Raw genomic sequence first — 17,872 nt, 5'->3', positions numbered from 1 at the left:
ATGACCTCGCCCATCGGAGGCGTCTCGTTCCCCACGGCGATCACCGGTCTCTCCGGCGTCACCGGGGCGGCGGCCACGCCCGACGCCGCGCAGACCACTGGGGCCGACGACAACGGCTTCGCCTCGGTCCTGGTGTCCTCGGTGGAGGAGTTGCAGGCCAAGCAGTCGACCTCCGACGGTCTCGCCGTCCAGGCCGCCACCGGCGACCTGCGCGACGTGCACGACTACATGATCGCGGCCAATGAGGCCAAGCTCGCCACCGAGATGGTCGTGACCATCAAGAACAAGGCCGTCGAGGCCTTCAACGAGATCATGAGGATGCCGGTCTGATGCCTGCTGCCCTCGCCGGGCCGGTGGAGCGGATCCGGTCCGCGCTCGCCACGATCAGCCTCGGCCAGAAGGTCGTCATCGGCCTGCTCACCGCGGGGCTGCTCCTCGGCGGCTTCTTCTTCTACCGGTGGATCACCGCCCCCACCTACGCCCCCCTGTTCTCGAACCTGGCCTCGACCGACGCGTCGGCGATCGTCGACGAGCTCAACGCAGCCGGCGCCGCCTACGAGCTCGCCGACGGCGGCGGCACGATCATGGTGCCGAACGAGCAGGTGTACGACCTGCGACTGTCGATGAGCGGCAAGGGCCTGCCCGCCGGCAACGACACCGGGTACGCGCTGCTCGACGAGCAGGGCATCACGACCAGCGAGTTCCAGCAGCAGGTCACCTACCAGCGCGCCCTGCAGGACGAGCTGGCCCGGACCCTGGAGTCGCTGGAGGGCGTGCGCACCGCCGTGGTGCACCTGGCCCTCCCGGAGGAGGAGGTGTTCGCCTCCGACGAGGCCGAGCCCACCGCCTCGGTGCTGCTTGACCTGGCACCGGGTACCGGGCTGGACAGCGGTCAGGTCCAGGCGGTGACCAATCTGGTCTCCTCCAGCATCGAGGGCATGGACCCCGAGCAGGTCACCGTCGCCGACGCCACCGGCGCGGTGCTCTCGGCCCCCGGCCAGGGCGTCACCTCGGCCGCCGGCGACGCCCGCTCGCAGCTGGAGCAGGACTACGAGGCCCGGTTGGCGTCCAACGCGCAGGCCGTGCTCGACCCCATCCTCGGCCCCGGCCGCGCCAAGGTGTCGGTCCGGGCCGACGTCGACCTCGACCAGCGCAGCACCACCTCGGAGACGCACACCTACGAGGAGGGCACCCCGCCGATCTCGGAGAGCACGACGACCGAGGAGTACACCGGCAACGGCGCCGCCGTGGGCGGCATCCTCGGCCCGGAGAACCAGGCCGACGCCGGGGGCGGGACCGGGGACTCCGCGTACAACAAGGAGTCCACGACCGCGAACAACGCCGTCGGCACGACCGTGGAGACCGTGGAGGGCGCACCCGGCAGGATCAACCGGCTCACCGTCTCCGTCGTCATGGACGAGGCCGTCGCCGGCAACCTCAACCAGGCGCAGATCCAGGCCCTGGTCGGCAACGCCATCGGCCTCGACGTCGCGCGCGGCGACGACATCACCGTCGCCTCGATGGCCTTCGACACCACCGCCGCCGACCGGGCGGCCGAGGAGCTCGCGGCGGCCGAGGAGGCCGAGCGGCAGGCCCAGCTGTGGTCGATGGTCAAGACCGGCGGCATCGCCCTGCTCGTGCTCGTCGTCTGGCTGCGCTCCCGCCGTGGTCGGGAGGACGAGGAGGACGAGGACTACGAGGCGCTGGAGCTCGCCGACGACGTGATGGCCGAGCTGGACCGCATCCGCATCGAGAGCACGCGGGCGGTGCCGGTCGTCGACAACGCGGCGCTGGAGATGGAGGCGGCCGAGCGGGCCCGGGTCCGCGGCGAGATCGCCACGATGGTCAGTGAGAAACCCGACGAGGTGGCCGCGATGCTTCGTGGCTGGCTGAGCGAGAGCGGTGTGAAATGACGCTTGCGTCCGTCGAGCAGGTGGTCGGCATGGCCCCCGCGGCCGCGCCCACCGCCGTCCTCCCCGCGGTGCGGGAGCGGCCGGAGATGCCGGGAGTGCGCAAGGCCGCCGTGTTCATCGCGCAGCTGTCCAAGGAGGACGCCGGCGCGCTGATGGCCAAGATGCGCCCGCGGGAGGTCGAGCTGCTGACCCGCGAGCTGATGAAGATCGGATCGGTCCAGCCCGACGACGTCGACGGCGTCCTGGAGGAGTTCCACGACCTGATGACCGCACAGCGGTTCGTGGGGCGCGGCGGCGTCGAGTTCGCCCGCGAGATCCTCGCGGCCGGCCTGGGCGAGGACAAGGCCGACGGCATCCTGTCCCGGCTGAACGTCGTCTACACCGAGGTGCCCTTCGCCTCGCTGCGCAACGCCGACGTCCGCCAGCTGGTCACCTTCCTCAAGGACGAGCACCCGCAGGTCACTGCGCTGGTGCTCGCCCACCTGACCGCCGCCCAGTCGGCCGAGGTGCTCTCCGGGTTCGCCCCCGAGCAGCAGGCCGCCGTGGCGCACCGCATCGCGACCATGGACCGCACGTCCCCGGAGATGGTGCGCCTGGTCGAGGAGGAGCTCGGCCGCCGGATGGGCTCGCTGCTGGCCCACCAGGACATGAGCACCGTCGGCGGCGTCGAGACCCTCGTCGAGATCATCAACCGCTCGCCCCGGCCCACCGAGCGCTCGATCCTCGAGTGGCTCGACAGCACCGACCCGGAGCTGGCCGAGCAGGTCCGCGCGCAGATGTTCGTCTTCGAGGACATCGTCACCATCGACGACCGCTCGCTGCAGCTGGTGCTGCGCGAGGTCGAGGCCAACGACCTGGCCACCGCGCTGAAGGGCGTGCGTCCCGACGTCCGCGACAAGGTCGTCCGAAACCTCTCCGAGCGCGCGGCGGAGAACCTCGCCGAGGAGATCGAGCTGCTCGGCCCGGTCCGCACCCGCACGGTCGAGGAGTCGCAGGCCAAGGTCGTCGGTGTCATCCGCACCCTCGAGGAGCAGGGCGTGCTGACCATCTCGCGGGGCGGTGAGGACGATTTCGTCGCCTGACGACAGCCGCGGGAGCATCGCAGCGAGCGCCAGCGAGCGAGGAGCGGACCGGGGCGCGCAGTCAGGCCGTCGAACACCGCCTGAACGGTCCTCGCGGGAGTCCGCGCTGCTGCGCGGCGGCACCGCCGCGCAGGCCGCACCCCGGGCGCCGTACACCCGCGCGGTGCCGGTCCCGCCGCAGCCGACCGGCGAGCGGCAGACGACGGTGCGCCGGGCGGCCGACGTGCCGGTGCCCAGCCGCACGTCGTTCCGGCTCGGCGACGTCTACGCCGAGGAGCTGGCCCGGCTGCGCGAGCACGCCCGCCAGGAGGGCTACGCCGCCGGCCACGCCGAGGGCTGCGCGGCCGCCGAGGCCGTGGTCGCCGAGGCGGAGCGGGCCGCCGAGGCGCGCCTGGCCGAGGTGCAGGCCCGCTGGGAGCGGCGGATGGTCTCGGCCACCGCTGCCCTCGGCGCGGCCGTCACCCAGCTCGAGCAGGCCGCCCTCCCGGTCGCCGAGGACGTCCGCGACTCGGTCATCACGATCGTGCTCACGCTCGTCGAGGACGTGCTGTGCCGCGAGCTCGCGCTCGCCGACTCCCCCGTGGTGGACGCCGTCCGCCGGGCGCTGACGCTGTGCCCGGCCGACGCGCCGACCGTCGTCCGGCTGCACCCCGACGACCTCGCCGAGCTGCCCGCCGAGGCGCTGGCCGAGCTGCCGGACACGGTGCGGGTCGTCGGCGACCTCTCCGTCGAGCGCGCCGGAGCCGTCGCCGAGACCGGTCCCACCCGCGTCGATGCCCAGCTGGGCGCGGCGCTGGAGCGGGTGCGGGCGGTGCTCGCACCGTGACGACGGGTCTGCTCGACCGCGCCCGCGCCGCGGCCCGCCCGCAGGTGACCGGCTCGGTCGTCGGCGCGATGGGCCTGACCCTCTCCGTCGAGGGGGCCGTGGCCGCCGTCGGTGACCTCGTGGAGATCAACCCCTCGCCGAGCGGGGGTCTGCTGGCCGAGGTCGTCGCGGTCTCCCGCGAGCGGCTGACCTGCATGCCGCTCGGCGAGCTCTCCGGCGTGCACGCCGGCGCGCGGGTGCGTGCCACGGGCATGCCGCTGCAGGTGCCGGTGGGCGAGGCGCTGCTCGGCCGGGTGCTCGACGGCCTGGGCCGGCCGGTGGACGGCGGCCCGCCGCTGGACCAGTCGCTGGAGTTCGTCGACCTGGCCAGCGAGACCCCGCACGCCCTGGCACGCACCCGCGTCGAGGAACCGCTGGCCTCCGGCGTCCGGGTGCTGGACACGATGGTGCCGCTCGGCAAGGGCCAGCGCCTCGGCATCTTCGCCGGCTCCGGCGTGGGCAAGTCGACGCTGCTGGCGCAGATCACCCGCGGCACCGACGCCGACGTCCGGGTCATCGGCCTGATCGGCGAGCGTGGCCGCGAGGTGCGCGAGTTCCTCGAGGAGAACCTCGGCGCAGAGGGGATGGCCCGCACCGTCGTCGTCGTCGCCACCTCCGACGAGCCGCCGCTGGTGCGGCTGAAGGCGGCGTTCGTCGCCACCCGCATCGCCGAGGGCTTCCGCGACCAGGGCCGTGACGTGCTGCTGATGATGGACTCGATCACCCGCACCGCGATGGCGCAGCGCGAGGTGGGTCTGTCGGCGGGCGAGCCCCCGGCGACCCGCGGCTACCCGCCGAGCGTCTTCGCGATGATGCCCAAGCTGCTGGAGAAGGCCGGGACGGCGGCCGTCGGCTCGATCACCGGCCTCTACACCGTGCTGGTGGACGGCGACGACCACAACGAGCCGATCGCCGACACCGCCCGCTCCATCCTCGACGGCCACGTGGTGCTGACCCGCAAGCTCGCCACCGCCGGGCACTTCCCGGCCATCGACGTGCTGGAGTCCATCTCCCGCGTGGCCACCGCGGTCGTGCCGCCGGCGCAGATGGCCGACGCCCGCGAGGTGCGCCGACTCATGGGCGCGCTGCGCGACGTCAAGGAGCTCATCGAGATCGGCGCCTACCAGGCCGGCACCGACCCGCTGGTCGACCGCGCCCGCCAGCTGGCGCCGGCGATCGAGTCGTTCCTGCAGCAGCCGACGGGCGAGCTGACCCCGGCCGGTGACTCGTGGGCGTGGTTGAACCGCATCGTGAGGTCGGCATGACGGAGCTCGCGGAGTTCCGCCGTCGGTCCTCAGTGACCAGGCCGCGCCGGTGAAGCGGGCCGCCTTCCGGCTGCAACCGGTCCTCGAGGTGCGCCGCACCGAGGAGCGGGCGGCCGCGCTCGCCGCCGCCGAGGCCGCCCGGGCCGCCGCCGACGCCGACCGCCGCGCCGCCGAGGCCGAGGCTGCGGTGGCCGCCGTCCTGCCGGCCGGACCGGTCTCCTCCGGCGCCTTCGCCGCCGCGATGGTGCTCGGCCGGCTGGCCGCCGAGGACGCCGCCGCGGCCCGGTCGCTGGCGACCGCGTCGGCCGAGCAGGCCGAGCTGGTCCGCGCGGCGTGGACCGCGGCCGCCCAGCGCACCAAGGGGCTGGAGCGGTTGCGAGAACGACACCTCCAGGCGGTGCGACTGGCCGAGCAGGCTGCCGAGGAGAGGACCGTGGACGACCTCGTCACCGGCCGCTCCGGCCGCCGCACCCGCACCGACGGGGAGGCGGCGTGGACGGACTGACCGCGGTGCAGTCCCGGATCAGCGAGATCCAGGCCCGCTTCCTCACCGCGCCGCGTCCGGCGGCCTCCGCCGACTGGACCGCGGCCGCCACCGCCGCCGGACTCACCGGCACCGGTGCCGCCACCGCGACCGCTCCGGGCACCGCCGGCAGCGCGTCCGAGGGCGCCGTCGTCGCCGAGGCCCGCAAGTACCTCGGCGTCCCCTACCTGTGGGGCGGCACCGACCCGGCCAAGGGCCTGGACTGCTCCGGCTTCACCAAGCTCGTCTACGGCAACCTCGGCATCGACCTGCCGCGCACCTCCTCGCAGCAGGCCACGGCCGGCCGGCCGGTGGCGAACCTGGCCGAGGCGCGCCCGGGCGACCTGGTGTTCTTCGACCACTCCTCCGGGCGCCCGGGCATCGACCACGTCGGCATCTACGTCGGCGACGGCAAGATGATCGCCGCCCCGCAGGCCGGCGAGGTCGTGAAGGTGCAGGACGTCGGGAACCCGTCGGTCATCCGCCGCGTGCTGCCCGCCGGGTCGGCGTCGCACGCGGCGTCCCCGGCGTCCGCCGCGTCCCTGTCCGGCGTGCCGTACGCCGACTTGTTCACCCGGGCCGGCAGCCGGCACGGCGTCGACCCGGCGCTGCTCGCCGCCGTCGCGCAGCAGGAGTCCGGGTTCAACGCCTCCGCGGTCTCCCCCGCAGGCGCCCAGGGGCTCATGCAGTTCATGCCCGCCACCGCCCGCGGGCTCGGCGTCGACCCGTTCGACCCGGCCTCGGCCGTCGACGGCGCGGCCCGCTACCTGGCCGACCTGACCGAGCAGTTCGGCTCCACCGAGCTGGGCCTGGCCGCCTACAACGCCGGGCCCGGCACCGTCCGCCGGTACGGCGGCATCCCGCCGTACGCCGAGACGCAGAACTACGTCCGCAGCGTGATGAGGAAGGCAGAGGCCCTCCGATGACAGCTCCCCTGGCACCGGCCGCGCCGGCGCCCGCGCCGGCCCCCGCGAGCCCGGCCGCGACCGACGCACCCGGCGGGCGGGAGCGCTTCGCCTCCGCCCTGGACGACGCGGTCGCCGGCGGGCAGGGCGGCCCCCGTGGCCAGGAGCGCGCCGCGGAGACCGACGGCGCCCCGGCCGAGCCGGCTCCCGAGACCCCGGCCGGCGAGCAGCCCGTCGCCGAGCAGCCCGTCGCCGGACAGCCCGCCGTCTCCGGCGCCGGCATGCCCCCGGGCCTGTGGGCGCTGCTCACCGGCATCGGCCCGGGAGCGCCCGGACCGGCGAACGCCGTCGACCACGCCGGCTCCGCGGTCGCCGCCGTGGCCGACACCGTCGCGGCCGGCACCGTGGCCGCGCCGCACGTCGTCCTGGACGGCGTCCCCGCGGCGGTACCGTCCGCCGGCGTCCCCACGCCTGCCCCGACCGGATCGACGGCCGGATCGCCTGCCGGATCGCCGGCCGGCGCGGTCCCCGTCCCGGACGCCCCGGCGGCCGACGCCGTCCTGCCCGCCACCCCCGGGCCGGCCCCGATGACCGCCACGGCCGACCCGCTCCCCGGGATCACCGTCGTGCTCGCCGCTGCGGACGCGCCCGCGACCCCGACGGCACCGGAGCTCGTGGCCCCGGACAGCGTCGTCCCGCTCCCCCAGCCGGCCGCGGCCCCGGCTCCGGCCGAGGGCGCGGGCAGCGGCACCGGCACCGGCTCCGCCCCCGACCAGGACGCCCCGGCGGCTGCCCCGGCCCCGGCCCCGGGCGCGAGCCCCGCCGCGGTGGCCGCTCCCGCCGTCCCGACGACGGCACCGGCGCCGGCCACCGAGCCGACCGCCCCACCGGCGCCGGCACCGCCGGTCTCCGGTCAGGTCGCGCAGCAGGTCGCCGTCCTGCGCACCGCCCCGGACGGCACGCACACCATGACCGTGGTGCTCACCCCGGAGACCCTCGGGCCGGTCGAGGTCCAGGTGACCCTGAGCCAGGGCTCGGTCGACCTCGCGCTGAAGAGCGCCACGGAGGTCGGCCGCGCCGCCCTGCTGGAGGCCCTGCCGGACCTCCGCCGCGACCTGGCGAGCGCCGGGCTCACCTGCACCAACGCCTCGGTCGACCGGGACGCCGGAGCGTCGTGGGCGTCGGCCCAGCAGCAGGCGACCGGCGAGCGCGCCGGCCAGCAGGGGCAGCCCGACGGTCGCGACCGGCCGTGGCTGCGCGGCACCGAGGCCGACCCGGGCCGCACCGCCCCCGGGAACACCGCCACCCCGTCGTCCGGCCTGGACGTCCGGGTCTGAGAGGAGCGACCGATGACCAGTCCCGTCCCCGGGGTGGGCGGCGCCGCCGGCGCACCCGCCACCAGCACGGTGACCCGCACCGACCAGATGGGCAAGGACGTGTTCCTGCAGCTGCTGGTCGCCCAGATGCGGTACCAGGACCCGAACAGCCCGGCCAGCACCACCGAGTTCATGTCGCAGACCGCGACGTTCACCCAGGTGGAGAAGCTGGAGGAGATCGCCGCGCAGAACGCCTCCCTGGTGGCACTGCAGCGCTCGCTGTCCGCCGGCGCCCTCGTCGGCCACACGGTCAGCTACACCGACGAAGGGGGCGTCACGGTGACCGGCACGGTCGGCTCCGTGCGGATCTCCGGCGACGAGCCCAGCGCGGTCGTCGACGGCGTCGACGTCCCGATCGGCCGGCTCACCGAGGTCTCGCTGCCCGGCACCCGCTGAGCAAGGACCCCCTTGCCCCCACCGTTCGCACGCTCACGGCGGGGCCCTGCAAGGGGGCCACCCCTGACCACCCTGTTGAGAGGAGCACCCCGTGCTGCGTTCCATGAACTCCGCGATCTCCGGTCTGCGCGCGCACCAGACCAAGCTCGACGTCACCGGCAACAACATCGCCAACGTCAACACCGTCGGCTACAAGGCCTCCCAGACCGTCTTCGAGGACACGCTGTCCCAGGTCGTGCGCAACGGCTCGGCACCGACGGCGCAGGCCGGTGGCACCAACCCGGCGCAGGTCGGCCTCGGTGTGAAGGTCGCCGGCATCACCACCAACTTCGAGCAGGGCTCGGCCCAGAACACCGGCCGGTCGACCGACTTCATGATCAGCGGCGACGGCTTCTTCATCACCCAGGCCGGCAACGAGCAGCTCTACACCCGCGCCGGCTCCTTCAGCTACGACGGCGCGGGCAACCTCGTCACCCCGGACGGCGCGCTGCTCCAGGGGTGGATGGCGACCGACGGCGTCGTCAACACCAACGGCCCGATCCGGCAGCTGACCGTCCCGTTCGGGGACGTCATGCAGCCCACCGAGACCGACAACGGCGCGGTCGTGGGCAACCTGTCCAGCGCGGCGGCCAACGGCACCGGTGTCCAGACCCAGATGACCATGTACGACGCCCTGGGGAAGGCGCACCAGATCAGCCTGTCGTTCACCAAGACCGGCGACAACACCTGGAACGTCGTCGCCCGGGACGAGAACGAGGCCGTCCTCGCCAGCACCGCCGGCCCGCTGGCGTTCAACCCGGTGGCGGGCACCCTGCCGGCCGCCTCGCGGACCTTCCAGATCACGCCGGATGCCTCGATGGCCGGCAGCTGGCCCGGTCAGGTCACCATCGACCTGGCCGACCTGCGCCAGTTCGGCGGCCCGTCCGGGCTGACGCCCGCGCGGGTGGACGGCAACGCGATGGGCTCCCTGCAGTCGATCTCGCTCAGCGGCGACGGCACGGTCATGGGCGTCTACTCCAACAACCTGCGCGAGCCGATCGGCAAGCTCGCCCTGGCCACCTTCGCCAACCCCGGCGGCCTGGCGAAGGCCGGCAACAGCTCCTTCCGGGTCGGCGACAACTCCGGTCAGCCGGCCATCGGCGAGCCCGGCGGCGGTGGCCGCGGCTCGCTCGTCGCCGGCGCGCTGGAGATGTCCAACGTCGACCTGGCCGAGGAGTTCACCGGCCTGATCGTCGCCCAGCGCGGCTTCCAGGCCAACAGCCGCGTCATCTCCAGCTCCGACGAGGTGCTGCAGGACCTGGTGAACCTGAAGCGCTAGTAGGAGGACCTCTCTGCTCCCCACGCTTCGCAGGCTCAGCGTGGGGCCCTGCAGAGAGGCCGTTCCAGCAGGTCACCCGGCCCGGTTCCTCGTCCGCGAGGAGCCGGGCCGCCGTCGTCCTCGCGCCGGCGTCCACGCAGGTCACCCCCTCACCCGCAGGGGTGAGGGGGCCTGTTCGGCTCAAGGCAGGCCCGCGCCACGCCGAAGACAACTGCAGACCGGCAGCCCCTCGAGCGGTCGCCACCATCCCCTCCCCGATCGAGCAAGAGGACCCCCGTGATCCGTGTGACGCGCCTGAACGGAGAGCGGTTCGCGCTCAACCCCGACCTCGTCGAGAGGGTCGAGGGCCACCCCGACACCGTCGTGTTCCTGGTGGACGGGACCAAGTACATCGTCTCGGAGAGCGTCGACGAGGTGCTCGTGGAGATCCGCGAGTACCGGGCGAGCATCCTCGCCACCGCCTACGAGATGGACCGCGGCACGTACCGGTCGCCGTTCCGCACCACCGACGAGGACGCGCACGCCGCAGTCGTCCCCTTCCCGGCCCGCGAGGAGCGCTGACCCGTGGACCCCGCCACCCTGATCGGGTTCGTCGTCTCCCTCGTCGCGCTCCTGATCTTCATGGTCATGGAGGGTGCCGACCCGACGTCGCTGCTCTTCCTCCCCGCGATCATCCTGGTCATCGTCGCCACCTTCGGCGCGGCGATGTCCAGCCAGACGATGGACGACCTCAAGAAGATGCCCGCCTGGTTCAAGATGGCCGTGATGCCGGCCAAGGTCCCGCCGGCGACCGAGCAGATCCAGACCCTGGTGACCCTCGCAGAGAGGGCCCGCAAGGAGGGCCTGCTCGCACTGGAGGCCCAGGTCAAGGCGATCGAGGACCCGTTCCTCAAGCGCGGGCTGCAGATGGGCATCGACGGCACCGACCCCGAGGAGCTGCGCGCCGTCCTGGAGAGCGAGATCTCCGCCAAGAAGGCGGAGGACAAGGTGGCCGCCAAGTTCATGAATGCGATGGGCGGCTACGCCCCGACCATCGGCATCGTCGGCTGCATCGTCGGCCTCATGAACGTGATGGGGAACCTCAGCAACCCCGAGGCACTGGGCCCGATGATCGCCGCGGCGTTCGTCGCGACGCTGTGGGGCGTCATGGCCGCCAACTTCTGGTTCCTGCCGATGGGCGCCAAGATCCTGCGGGTCAGCGAGCTGCAGGCCGCGCAGATGGAGCTGCTGGTCGAGGGCATCACCGAGATCCAGGCCGGCACCAGCCCGCGCGCGGTCCGGCTCAAGCTCACCTCCCTCATCCCGCCCAGTGAGGTCGCCAAGGAGGCAGCATGAGCGGGCTCGCGAGCTCACCAGAGGGGGCGCGGTGAGTTCCGGCGGCCACGGCGGCCGCCGCCGCGGCAAGAAGCACGAGGAGGAGGAGCACGAGAACCACGAGCGGTGGCTGGTGTCCTACGCGGACATGATGACGCTGCTCCTCGTGCTGTTCGTGGTCCTCTACGCGATGAGCCAGGTCGACCAGCAGAAGTTCGCGGCGCTGGCCAAGGGCCTGGCGGCGAGCTTCGGCGGGCCGGTCACCGTGCAACCCGGACCGACGCCGGAGGGCTCGGTGCTCGACGGGCTGCCCGGCGCGGTCGACATCGCCTCGGCCATCGTCCCGGACCAGACCGTGGAGCAGGCGGAGGTGGACGCCGCCGCCGCGCAGGCCGCGCTCGCCGAGGCGCGGCAGGTCGCCGCGGAGGCCCGGGCCGAGTACGAGGACCTCTCCGAGGTGCGGGAGCAGATCGAGGCCGCGCTGGCCGCCGCCGGCCACGCCGGTGCGGCCCGCTTCGAGATCGACGAGCGCGGTCTGGTCGTGCACATCGTGGCCGACCAGGTCCTGTTCGACGCCGAGCAGGCGGTGCTGCGGCCCGAGGGCCGGCAGATCCTCGACGCGATCGCCCCCACGCTGCGCGGGCTGCCCAACTCCCTCGGCGTCGAGGGCCACGCCAACCACCTGCCGGTCACGCCGGGCGGGATCTGGCCGTCGAACTGGGAGCTGTCGGCCTACCGCGCGACGACCGTCGTCCGGTACCTGACCACCGGCGGGGTCCCAGGCGCCCGGATGGTCGCCAACGGCTACTCCGACACCCGGCCGCTGGTCCCGCCGACGGACCCGAACTCCATCTCCGTCAACCGCCGCGTCGACGTGGTGGTCCTGTCCGACGCCTCCGCCGAGGCGAAGGAACTGCTCCCCGGCCTCGACGCCGCGACCACCGCCGGCGGGACGACCGCCGCCGGCACCCCCCAGGAGGAGACCCATGGCTGACAAGAAGACGAAGAAGGACGAGTCCCCCGAGGGTGACGAGGCGAAGGGCGGCGGCAAGAAGAAGCTGCTCATCGTCGGCCTGGTGGCCGTGCTCGCGCTCGCCGGGGCGGCGTACTTCTTCCTGTTCGCGAGCAGCGGCGAGGCCGAGGCGGCCCCGGAGCCCGAGCACGGCGGGTACACCGCCCTGGAGCCGATCGCGGTCAACCTCGCCGGCGGCGGCTTCCTCAAGATCGGCATCACCCTGGAGTACACCGCGGCCGCCGCCGCCGGCGGGCACGGCAGCGGCGGCGTCGACGGCGCCAAGGCCCTCGACCTGGTGATCGCCACCTACTCGCAGGCCCAGCCGGCGGACGTGGTGGGCGCCCGCGACGCGCTCAAGGAGGCCCTGGAGCACAAGATCGTCGAGGCCTACACCGAGGACGGCGTCCCGATGGTCATGCACGTCTACCTCACCGAGTACGTCACCCAGTGACCTCGGGGGCACACCGTCGGTGAGCCTCTCTCGCACCACCTGTCACACCCGTCCGCCCTGACCGGCCGAGCCCCGCGACGCCGGTCAGGGCGGACTCGTCCCCCGCCGATGAACCACTGCGTGACCCGCCCCGAGAACGGACCCGCCCCCACCGGGCGCAGCCGCCGCGGCGAACCCCGCACCTACGACTTCCGCCGCCCCACCAAGCTCTCCCGGGAGCACGTGCGGGTCCTGCAGATCGCCCAGGAGGCGTTCGCCCGGCAGACGACGACGGTCCTCACCACGATGCTGCGGGCCGGCGCGCGACTGGAGCTGCTGGGCATCGAGCAGCACTCCTACGACGACTACGTCGCCTCGCTCCCGGACCCCTGCTTCCTCGCGACCTTCACCATCGAGCCGCTGGCCGGCAAGGGCGTGCTGGCGTACCCGCTGGACATCGCGATGGCCGCCGTCGACCACATGCTCGGCGGCTCGGGCTCCGCCGACCAGCCGGACCGGCCGATGACGGTCATGGAGACGGCGATCACCAACCACCTGCTCGGCCGCCTGCTGTCGGAGCTCGCCGGCTCCTTCTCGCACATCATCGAGCTGCAGCCCGAGCTCAGCGAGATCGAGTACAACCCGCAGCTGGCCCAGGCCGCGTCCGGGTCGGACACCGTGATGGTGGCCTCCTACACCATCGGCATCGGCAGCCGCAGCGGCGAGGCCACGCTGGTGCTGCCCTTCTCTTCCTTCCAGGTGCCGCTGAACAACGCCGCCTCCCCGCAGCTGTCGGAGTCCGCGCAGGCCAAGCGCCGGCGCGCGTTCGAGGCGCTCAACGAGCGGCTGACCCAGGTGCCGGTCGACGTCGGCGTGCGGTTCGCCCCGCTCGAGGTGTCCTCCGAGGACCTGCTCTCCCTCGCCGTCGGTGACGTGCTGCTGCTGCGCCACCCGCAGGACGCCCCGCTCGAGGTCACCACCAACGAGGTGACCTTCGCCTACGCGATCGCCAGCAACCACCGACGCCGGCTCGCCGCCGCCATCGTCCCCACCCCGGCCACCTCGCAGAACCGAGCCCAGAAGGACACCGCATGACCGCCACCGTGGACCACTCCCAGGCCTCCGAGACCGTGATCGCCGTCGTGGCCTCCGCCGCCCGGGCCGCGGCCGCGCTGGTGCCGGCGACGGCCGAGCTCGTCCCCGGCGCGCCGGTCAGCGACCCGGACGCCGTCCTGGCCCCGGCCACGGCCGCCACCGCGGTCGCGGCCCGGCTCTCCGGCGAGGTGAGCGGCGACGTCGTCCTCGTCGTCTCCGCCGAGGTCGTCGACGCCCTCGCCAACTCCCCCGTCGGCCCGATGGACGTCGCCACCGCGCTGCGCCCGGCCCTCGAGGCCGCCGCCGCCACCCTGGGCCGGGTGCGCGTCGACGCCGAGCACACCGAGGACCCGGACACCGCGATGGACGGCCTGCGGGACAAGGGCATGTTCGTCGCCGTCCCGCTGCTGGCCGGCGGCGGCACCGTCGAGGCGGTCCTCGCCCTGCAGGTGACGCTGCCGCAGGCACGCACCCAGCGCGGCAGCCTGGACCTGCTGCGGCACGTGGCCATGGAGGTCACCGTCGAGATCGGCCGCACCCGGATGACCGTCGGTGAGCTGCTCTCGCTGCACCCCGGCGAGGTGGTCGAGCTCGACCGCGCCGCCAGCGCCCCGGCCGACCTGCTGGTCAACGGCACGCTGATCGCCCGCGGCGAGGTCGTCGTCGTCGACGAGGACTTCGGCCTGCGGATCAGCGAGATCGTCACCGACGCCGCCGCGTCCGAGATCGGGGCGCGGACGTCATGACGTGGATGGTCATCCGGCTGGTGCTCTCGCTGGTCTTCATCGGCGGCGTCCTCTGGTTCGCCGCGCGGGTCGCGAAGAAGCGCGGCCTCGGTCAGGGCAACGGCCTCATCGAGGTGGTCGCCCGGCAGCGCATGGGCCGGGCCAGCAGCGTCAGCGTCGTCCGCATCGCCGACCGCGTGCTGGTCGTCGGCTCCACCGAGGAGCAGGTCACGCTGCTCGCCGAGGTGGACGGCGACGTCATCGAGGAGGCCATCGCCGAGCGGCGGGTGGCCGCCGCCCAGCCCGCGCTGACCGGCGGGCCCGGCGCGCTCGCCGGCTCGGTGTTCGACCGCAACGGTTGGACGACGTTCGTCAGCCAGCTGCGGGAGCGGACGGTCCGCCGCTGATGACCTCCTCCCCCGCTCCCGTCAGGGGCGTCCCGGCCGCCCGGCGCGTGGGGCTGGTCCTGCTGCTCGCGGCGCTGCTCGGTGTGGTGCTCGCGCTGCTGGCCGGCCCGGCGTCCGCCGCCCCCACCGCGCCGGTCGAGCCCACGGCCCCGACCGCCCCCGTCGTCCCCGGCGTCGACGGCGTGGACATCTCGATCGGCGGCGGCAGCCCCAGCACGTCGATCACGCTGATCCTCGCGGTCACCGTGCTCTCGGTCGCGCCGGCGGTGCTGCTGCTGGCCACCTCGTTCACCAAGATCATCGTGGTGCTGTCGCTGACCAGGAACGCGCTGGGCATGCAGATGTCGCCGCCGAACACGGTGCTCACCGGCATCGCCCTGTTCCTGACGCTGTTCGTCATGGGCCCGGTGTTCTCCGAGATGAACGAGACCGCCGTCCAGCCGTACCTCAACGGCGCCATGACCATGACGCAGGCCTACGACGTCGGCGTCGTGCCGCTGCGGGAGTTCCTGCTCGACAACACCCGCGAGGACGAGCTGTCGCTCATGGTCGGGCTCTCCGGCGAGGAGGCCCCGACCGACGCCGCGGCGGTGAGCATGACGACGCTCGTCCCGGCGTTCGTGCTGTCCGAGCTGAAGAGCGCGTTCATCATCGGGCTGGTCGTCTTCATCCCGTTCCTGGTGCTGGACATGCTGGTCAGCGCCGCGCTCATGTCGATGGGCATGATGATGGTGCCGCCGGTGATCGTGTCCCTGCCGTTCAAGCTGCTGCTGTTCGTGGTGGTCGACGGGTGGGCGCTGATCACGACGGCGCTGGTGGGGAGCTACGGATGAGCGAGCTCGCGAGCTCATCGATGAGCACAGCAGCGCCGCGAGCGGCGGCGACGAGCGCCGGCGAGGAGTCGTCGTGAGCGACGCGGACGTCACCGAGATCGCCGTCGCGACCATGCTGGTCGCCGCCAAGGTCGCCGCACCCGTGCTGCTGACCGCACTGCTGGTCGGCTTCCTCATCTCGCTGTTCCAGGCGGCGACGCAGATCCAGGAGCCGACCCTCTCCTTCGTGCCGAAGGTCATCGCGGTCGCGATCGCGCTGCTGGTCACGGGCAACTGGGTGCTCTCCGAGCTGGTCACCTTCACCCAGGGCCTGTTCGACTCGCTGCCCCGCCTTCTCGACCGGACGTAGCGGCCGTGGACCTCGAGGTCCCGGCGGGCACCATGGCGGCGCTGCTGCTCGGCACCGCCCGCGCCACCGGCTTCGTCCTGCTGGCCCCGCCGTTCAACTCCAGGAGCATCCCGGCCCCGGTGAAGGGGGCGCTGGCGCTGGCCCTGTCGGTCGCGCTGATGACCCGCATCGCCCCGGAGCTGCCGGACCCGACCACCGGCTTCCTGGTGGTCGGCGCGGTCACCGAGGTCGCCATCGGCGCGGCGCTGGGCTTCGTCGTCCACGTGCTGTTCGCCGCCGTCCAGTACGCCGGCGACCTGATCGACCTCACCGGCGGCTTCTCGCTGCAGCCGGCCTACGACCCGCTGTCGATGACGACCAGCTCCTCGGTCGGCCGGCTGCACTACCTGCTGGCGACCACGCTGCTGTTCACCAGCGGCGGCCACCTGCTCGTCGTGCGCGGCTTCGCCACCTCCTACGAGGGGCTGCCGGTCGGCGGGTCGGTGCCCACCGAGCAGCTGGCCCAGGTGCTCATCACCGCGCTGTCGATGATGTTCCTGGCCGCGCTGCAGATCGCCGGGCCGATGGTGGCGGTGCTCCTGCTCGCCGACGTCGCGCTCGCCCTGCTGTCGCGCGCCGCGCCCGCGCTCAACATCTTCTCGTTCGGCTTCCCGGTGAAGATCATGCTGACGATGGCCCTGCTCGGCCTGACCTTCCCGCTGCTGCCCCCCGCCCTGGATGCGCTGCTCGAGCACGCGGTCCGGGCGATGGTCTCCCTGCGGAGCGGGTGACGGTGGACGGGTGTCGGATGCCGCCGTCCCCCCGGCACGGGAGGGGGTGAGCCGTGGCCAAGGACGGGCCGGGTGGGGAGAAGACCGAGGACCCCACTCCGCAGCGCCTCAAGAAGGCGCGCAAGGAAGGCCAGATCCCACGGACCCAGGAACTGGGCACCTGGGTCGGCGCCGCGGCGGCCAGCTTCCTGCTGCCGATGCTGGTGCGCAACGCCTTCGACCAGGTCGGCGCCATGTTCGTGCAGGTCGGCGCCGTCGTCGAGACCCCCGAGGTGGAGGCGGTCACGGCCCTGCTCGGGCAGGCGCTGGACACCTTCGTCACCGTCGCGCTGCCGATGGCGGTGGCCCTCATGGTCGTCGGCGTCGCCGCGTCCGCCGCGCAGGGCGGGGTCACCGTCAGCGGCAAGCCGATGAAGCCGACGCTGAAGAAGCTCAACCCCTTCCCGGGGATGAAGCGGATGTTCGGCGGCCACGGGCTCTGGGAGGCGACCAAGGCGGTCATCAAGACCGCGGCACTGGGCACCGTCGTCGTCGTGACCAGCGACCGCGCTCAGCAACTGGTGTCGTCCGCCGGCGCGCTGCCGCTGTCGGCGATCACCGCGACCTTCACCGACTCCGCCGTCCTGATGATCCGCGTCGTCGCGGTCACCGGCCTGGTCATCGCCGTCGCCGACTACGTCATCGTCCGCAAGCGGACGATGAAGGAGCTCAGGATGACCAAGTACGAGATCCAGCAGGAGCACAAGAACTCCGAGGGCGACCCGCACGTGAAGGCCCAGCGCCGGGCCACGCAGATGGCGATGTCGCGCAACCGGATGATGGCCGAGGTCGCCGACGCCGACGTCCTGCTGGTCAACCCCACCCACGTCGCCGTCGCGCTGAAGTACGAGCCCGACCGCGGCGCGCCCCGCGTCGTCGCGAAGGGCGCCGACGAGGTCGCCGCCAAGCTCCGCGAGCGCGCCGCCGAGGCGCGGGTCCCGCTGGTGCAGGACGTGCCGCTGGCCCGCGCGCTGCACGCTTCCTGCGAGATCGGCCAGGAGGTGCCCGCGCAGCTGTTCACCGCGGTCGCGCGGGTGCTGGCGTTCGTCATGCAGCTGTCGGCCCGTGGCGTGCGCGGCGGCTTCCACCGGCCCGGCTTCGCCGCACCGGACGTCGAGGACCTGCCCCGGGCGGGCGCCCGCCGCTGAACGAGGACCCCCCTGCCCCCGCGCCTCGCAGGCTCGCGGTGGGAGGCAGGAGGGCCAACGGGGCGGCTGGGGTGGGCGTGACGGCTGGGGCGGACGACGGTGCT

21 protein-coding genes are annotated in these 17,872 nt (G+C 73.5%); all 21 read left to right on the top strand.

The genetic code is table 11. From position 1 onward, the window contains the following. The 21 genes from fliE (at nt 1) to GOBS_RS04760 (ending at nt 17,768) form a co-directional block, all read left to right on the top strand. On the top strand, nt 1-330 hold the full coding sequence (gene fliE, locus GOBS_RS04860) for a flagellar hook-basal body complex protein FliE (protein ID WP_012947181.1): 330 nt from the start codon (nt 1-3) through the stop codon (nt 328-330). Then, nucleotides 330-1,913: a flagellar basal-body MS-ring/collar protein FliF gene (fliF, locus tag GOBS_RS04855; protein ID WP_012947180.1), complete on the top strand. Its 1,584-nt coding sequence runs from the start codon at nt 330-332 to the stop codon at nt 1,911-1,913. The genes fliE and fliF overlap by 1 nt, the downstream gene beginning before the upstream one ends. After that, nucleotides 1,910-2,995 (top strand): flagellar motor switch protein FliG, encoded by a 1,086-nt coding sequence (gene fliG / locus GOBS_RS04850; protein ID WP_012947179.1) that lies wholly within the window; start codon nt 1,910-1,912, stop codon nt 2,993-2,995. Before fliF ends, fliG begins: the two co-directional genes overlap by 4 nt. 163 nt (nt 2,996-3,158) lie before the next feature. Next, nucleotides 3,159-3,821 (top strand): FliH/SctL family protein, encoded by a 663-nt coding sequence (locus GOBS_RS04845; RefSeq protein WP_012947178.1) that lies wholly within the window; start codon nt 3,159-3,161, stop codon nt 3,819-3,821. Next, entirely contained in the window at nt 3,818-5,125 is a 1,308-nt protein-coding gene (locus tag GOBS_RS04840) for a FliI/YscN family ATPase (protein ID WP_012947177.1), read from the top strand. Before GOBS_RS04845 ends, GOBS_RS04840 begins: the two co-directional genes overlap by 4 nt. Nucleotides 5,126-5,174: 49 nt before the next feature. Further along, nucleotides 5,175-5,630 (top strand): flagellar export protein FliJ, encoded by a 456-nt coding sequence (locus GOBS_RS04835; protein ID WP_012947176.1) that lies wholly within the window; start codon nt 5,175-5,177, stop codon nt 5,628-5,630. Then, nucleotides 5,618-6,574 (top strand): lytic transglycosylase domain-containing protein, encoded by a 957-nt coding sequence (locus GOBS_RS29190; RefSeq protein WP_012947175.1) that lies wholly within the window; start codon nt 5,618-5,620, stop codon nt 6,572-6,574. Before GOBS_RS04835 ends, GOBS_RS29190 begins: the two co-directional genes overlap by 13 nt. Continuing rightward, nucleotides 6,571-7,890 (top strand): flagellar hook-length control protein FliK, encoded by a 1,320-nt coding sequence (locus tag GOBS_RS04825; RefSeq protein ID WP_012947174.1) that lies wholly within the window; start codon nt 6,571-6,573, stop codon nt 7,888-7,890. Before GOBS_RS29190 ends, GOBS_RS04825 begins: the two co-directional genes overlap by 4 nt. Before the next feature lie 12 nt (nt 7,891-7,902). Beyond that, nucleotides 7,903-8,325, top strand: a complete 423-nt coding sequence (locus GOBS_RS04820; protein ID WP_012947173.1) for a flagellar hook assembly protein FlgD — start codon at nt 7,903-7,905, stop codon at nt 8,323-8,325. Between the two features lie 91 nt (nt 8,326-8,416). After that, entirely contained in the window at nt 8,417-9,643 is a 1,227-nt protein-coding gene (locus tag GOBS_RS04815; RefSeq protein WP_012947172.1) for a flagellar hook protein FlgE, read from the top strand. Between the two features lie 285 nt (nt 9,644-9,928). After that, complete coding sequence (locus GOBS_RS04810; protein WP_243697643.1) at nt 9,929-10,204, top strand: flagellar FlbD family protein; 276 nt, start codon at nt 9,929-9,931, stop codon at nt 10,202-10,204. Nucleotides 10,205-10,207: 3 nt separating this feature from the next. Beyond that, nucleotides 10,208-10,978 (top strand): motility protein A, encoded by a 771-nt coding sequence (locus GOBS_RS04805; RefSeq protein ID WP_012947170.1) that lies wholly within the window; start codon nt 10,208-10,210, stop codon nt 10,976-10,978. A 31-nt stretch (nt 10,979-11,009) separates the two neighbouring features. Then, entirely contained in the window at nt 11,010-11,951 is a 942-nt protein-coding gene (locus GOBS_RS04800; protein WP_012947169.1) for an OmpA/MotB family protein, read from the top strand. Then, nucleotides 11,944-12,423: a flagellar basal body-associated FliL family protein gene (locus tag GOBS_RS04795; RefSeq protein WP_012947168.1), complete on the top strand. Its 480-nt coding sequence runs from the start codon at nt 11,944-11,946 to the stop codon at nt 12,421-12,423. The genes GOBS_RS04800 and GOBS_RS04795 overlap by 8 nt, the downstream gene beginning before the upstream one ends. A 120-nt stretch (nt 12,424-12,543) precedes the next feature. Next, the gene (locus GOBS_RS04790) at nt 12,544-13,497 is read left to right on the top strand and encodes a flagellar motor switch protein FliM (RefSeq protein WP_041241877.1); all 954 of its coding nucleotides are present in this window, start codon (nt 12,544-12,546) and stop codon (nt 13,495-13,497) included. Further along, nucleotides 13,494-14,243 carry a flagellar motor switch protein FliN gene (fliN, locus tag GOBS_RS04785; protein WP_012947166.1) on the top strand — a complete coding sequence of 250 codons (750 nt, stop codon included), beginning with the start codon at nt 13,494-13,496 and terminating at the stop codon, nt 14,241-14,243. The genes GOBS_RS04790 and fliN overlap by 4 nt, the downstream gene beginning before the upstream one ends. Then, nucleotides 14,240-14,629: a FliO/MopB family protein gene (locus GOBS_RS04780; protein ID WP_012947165.1), complete on the top strand. Its 390-nt coding sequence runs from the start codon at nt 14,240-14,242 to the stop codon at nt 14,627-14,629. Before fliN ends, GOBS_RS04780 begins: the two co-directional genes overlap by 4 nt. Further along, a complete protein-coding gene (gene fliP / locus GOBS_RS04775; RefSeq protein WP_012947164.1) occupies nt 14,629-15,462 on the top strand; it encodes a flagellar type III secretion system pore protein FliP in 834 nt (277 codons plus the stop codon). The genes GOBS_RS04780 and fliP overlap by 1 nt, the downstream gene beginning before the upstream one ends. 73 nt (nt 15,463-15,535) lie before the next feature. Beyond that, nucleotides 15,536-15,811, top strand: a complete 276-nt coding sequence (gene fliQ, locus GOBS_RS04770; protein ID WP_012947163.1) for a flagellar biosynthesis protein FliQ — start codon at nt 15,536-15,538, stop codon at nt 15,809-15,811. Between the two features lie 5 nt (nt 15,812-15,816). Next, a complete protein-coding gene (gene fliR / locus GOBS_RS04765; RefSeq protein ID WP_012947162.1) occupies nt 15,817-16,581 on the top strand; it encodes a flagellar biosynthetic protein FliR in 765 nt (254 codons plus the stop codon). Nucleotides 16,582-16,634: 53 nt separating this feature from the next. Further along, nucleotides 16,635-17,768 carry an EscU/YscU/HrcU family type III secretion system export apparatus switch protein gene (locus GOBS_RS04760; protein ID WP_012947161.1) on the top strand — a complete coding sequence of 378 codons (1,134 nt, stop codon included), beginning with the start codon at nt 16,635-16,637 and terminating at the stop codon, nt 17,766-17,768. Nucleotides 17,769-17,872: the final 104 nt, after the last annotated feature.

The organism is Geodermatophilus obscurus DSM 43160 (assembly GCF_000025345.1).
Classification (GTDB): domain Bacteria; phylum Actinomycetota; class Actinomycetes; order Mycobacteriales; family Geodermatophilaceae; genus Geodermatophilus; species Geodermatophilus obscurus.
This window is presented reverse-complemented; position numbering and strand designations above follow the sequence as displayed.

Excerpts from the sequence above, each read along its gene's own strand:
- GOBS_RS04780 (WP_012947165.1), top strand. The coding sequence starts at position 14,240 with ATGACGTGGATGGTCATCCGGCTGGTGCTCTCGCTGGTCTTCATCGGC.
- fliP (WP_012947164.1), top strand. The coding sequence starts at position 14,629 with ATGACCTCCTCCCCCGCTCCCGTCAGGGGCGTCCCGGCCGCCCGGCGC.
- GOBS_RS04820 (WP_012947173.1), top strand. The coding sequence starts at position 7,903 with ATGACCAGTCCCGTCCCCGGGGTGGGCGGCGCCGCCGGCGCACCCGCC.
- fliE (WP_012947181.1), top strand. The coding sequence starts at position 1 with ATGACCTCGCCCATCGGAGGCGTCTCGTTCCCCACGGCGATCACCGGT.
- fliF (WP_012947180.1), top strand. The coding sequence starts at position 330 with ATGCCTGCTGCCCTCGCCGGGCCGGTGGAGCGGATCCGGTCCGCGCTC.
- fliN (WP_012947166.1), top strand. The coding sequence starts at position 13,494 with ATGACCGCCACCGTGGACCACTCCCAGGCCTCCGAGACCGTGATCGCC.
- GOBS_RS04795 (WP_012947168.1), top strand. The coding sequence starts at position 11,944 with ATGGCTGACAAGAAGACGAAGAAGGACGAGTCCCCCGAGGGTGACGAG.
- fliG (WP_012947179.1), top strand. The coding sequence starts at position 1,910 with ATGACGCTTGCGTCCGTCGAGCAGGTGGTCGGCATGGCCCCCGCGGCC.
- GOBS_RS04825 (WP_012947174.1), top strand. The coding sequence starts at position 6,571 with ATGACAGCTCCCCTGGCACCGGCCGCGCCGGCGCCCGCGCCGGCCCCC.